At 70.4% G+C, this 2,394-nt stretch carries 2 protein-coding genes; one reads left to right on the top strand and one right to left on the bottom strand.

Going from position 1 to position 2,394, the window contains the following annotated elements; all coding sequences use genetic code 11:
• A partial coding sequence (locus WBA11_RS08960; RefSeq protein ID WP_424520356.1) for a hypothetical protein occupies positions 1 to 1,809 on the bottom strand: 1,809 nt, incomplete at its 3' end.
• 247 nt (positions 1,810 to 2,056) lie between these two features.
• On the opposite strand from WBA11_RS08960, the gene WBA11_RS08965 reads away from it, so the two are divergent.
• Positions 2,057 to 2,394, top strand: a 338-nt coding sequence (locus WBA11_RS08965; protein WP_424520357.1) for an ECF-type sigma factor, incomplete at its 3' end; no start/stop codon positions are given.

The following is a 2,394-nucleotide window of genomic DNA, read 5'->3' on the forward strand; positions in this document are numbered from 1 at the left end:
GAACACGACGACCTGGGCGTCCTGCGCCTGGCCCAGGCTCAGCGTGACCGTGGACGTGCCGCGCGCCGGGTTGGGCGCGGCCGACAACGTCATCGCCTGCACCGAGGCGCCGTCCTCGGCCGAGACTGAGCGGTCGACGGCGCGGACAGTGATCGTGGACGGGGCGGCGTTGCTGTACTCGGCCGCAAAGGCGACGCCCTCTGGTGCGCCCTCGGCGACGACCTGGGCAAACTCGCCCTGGATGAGGTTCGCCGACGGGCTCTGCAGGATCGTCCACGTGTCGCCGATCTGGGGCGTGTAGCCGGGCCGCACACGCACGACGAGCGTGCCCGCCGGGCGGACGGGGAAGCTGGCGCCGGTCGGCTGGAAGTCGATGCGGTCGCTCTGGCCACCGGCGTCGACGTCGATCGTCAGGCGCGGGTCTCCGGCTGTAGGCGAAAAGAAGAACTGACTCTGCGCGCCCAGCGTGGCGACAGGCTGGGCGTCAGTGCCGGGGCTGACCTCGCCTTCGATGAGAAACTGCGTCGCACCGCCGATGAACAGCGTGCCATCGCCGGTGACGCGCGTGCCGCTGGGCAGCGACGCCGAGGCAGGCACGTCGAGGTCGAGCCGCGTCAGCTCGCCGATGCGCAACTCGGAGCCGGGCTGGCTGCGCAGGCGCCCGCCGAACGACGAGACGCGCTGGGTCGTGAATGTGACGACGCGCGACTGGATCAGCCCCTCGTTCTCCAGCCGCCCCGTTCCGTCGGCCACGCGAAACTCTCCGCCATCGACCAGGTCGACCGTGGCACCGGCGAGGTTGCGCAGCACGGCGCCCTCGGACAGACTGACGGACGTGGCTTCGACGTGGACCGTGCCCGTGTTCTCCAGCACGACCTGTTGAATCGTGAGGCCGTTGGGCCTCGTACGAAGCAAGTCGGTGTTTCGGAACATGCCACCAGCGCTGCCGAGTTCGAACACCAGCAACCCGGACCCGCCGATGGCCAGCGTCGCGTCGCCCACTCCGGCGCGGAGCGTGTCGCTGGCAAACCGGACCTTCCCCACCGGCTCGCCCGAAAGCGTGCCTTGGGCGATGTAGTCGCCGTCGCCGGGGCTGTCGCGCGCGAACACCACGTCGCCGCCGTCGGCGACGACGAACGACGTGTTGCGAAGCCGGCCGCTGGTGTTGAGCCGGACGCGCCCGTCGCGGACGTCGAGCGTGCCGCCGTCGATGTCGAGGTCCGACTGGATGGTCACGTCCCGAGCGAGGGCGCCGCCGGGGTCGAACACGGCACGGCCGCGCAGGCGAAGCGTGGACATGGTCGGTGTGTCGCCGATGGTGACCCCGTTGACGCCGCTGTTGACGAGCAGTTGGCCGCCGGGCGCGATGTCGAGCGTGCCGCCCTGCGAGACCAGTCCCGCGAGGCCGATGTGCGTGATCGTGCCCTCGACCGTCAGCGTGCCGGTGATTCTCGGCAGCCCGTCGCACGTAGCGCAGTTGAGCGAGTTTTGGATCTGCAACCGTCCGTTCGGACTGACCGTCCCGCCGCCCAGCGTCGTGATCGTCCGGGCGAGGTCGAGCGTCTGCGTGCCCGAGGTGCCGCCGAGCAGAAGCGTACCCACGTCGCGGTCCTGGTCGAACGTGACGGTATACGTGCCGGACTGCTGGATGCAGGCCGTCTCGCTGGCATCGGGGATGCCGTTGGTCCACTTGCTGATGTCGGTCCAAGCGCCGTCTGTCGGCGCGGCCCACGAGGTCGTACAGGTCTGCGCCCAAGCGCCGGAGGTGAGCGCTGCGGCGAGCAGAAAGGCGAGGATCCGTTGGGGCATGGACGCGACGAGGGGAGGAGTTGCCTAGAGACCGAGATGTCGACGCACATCGGCCCACGCCCTCGGAGATCCGTTCTCTGACGCCCTCGAGGGCGTCGCCCTCGCGTGGCGCTTCAATCGGGGCGCCCTCTCTCGCACTCCGCCTCGAGGTCGGACGCGACCTTCGGCCCTCCGCCTCGCCCTCGAGGACGCCGAGGTCAGGACCCTCCTGCCCCGACTATCTTGCTGGCTCTCAACGGGTTTGCTCATGACCCCCGACGTCACCGTCCTGCTCGACCGCATCCGCGATGGCGACGCCCAGGCGTTCGACCGCGTCCTCGAGCAGCTCTACGACGAGCTCCGGGCCGTGGCGCACCGCCAGCGCGTCCGCAACGGGGCGGCCATGACGGTCAACACCACGGCCGTCGTCCACGAGGCCTACGCCAAGCTCGCCGGGCGGTCCGCGTCGCTCGACCTGAAGAGCCGCGAGCACGTGGTCCACGTGGCGGCCCAGGCCATGCGCGACGTGATCGTGGACTACGCCCGCGCCCGCTCGACGGCCAAGCGCGGCGGCGGTCGTGTGGCGTCGCTCGACGACCTCCGCGA

This window comes from Rubrivirga sp. (genome assembly GCF_049648075.1).
GTDB lineage: Bacteria > Bacteroidota > Rhodothermia > Rhodothermales > Rubricoccaceae > Rubrivirga.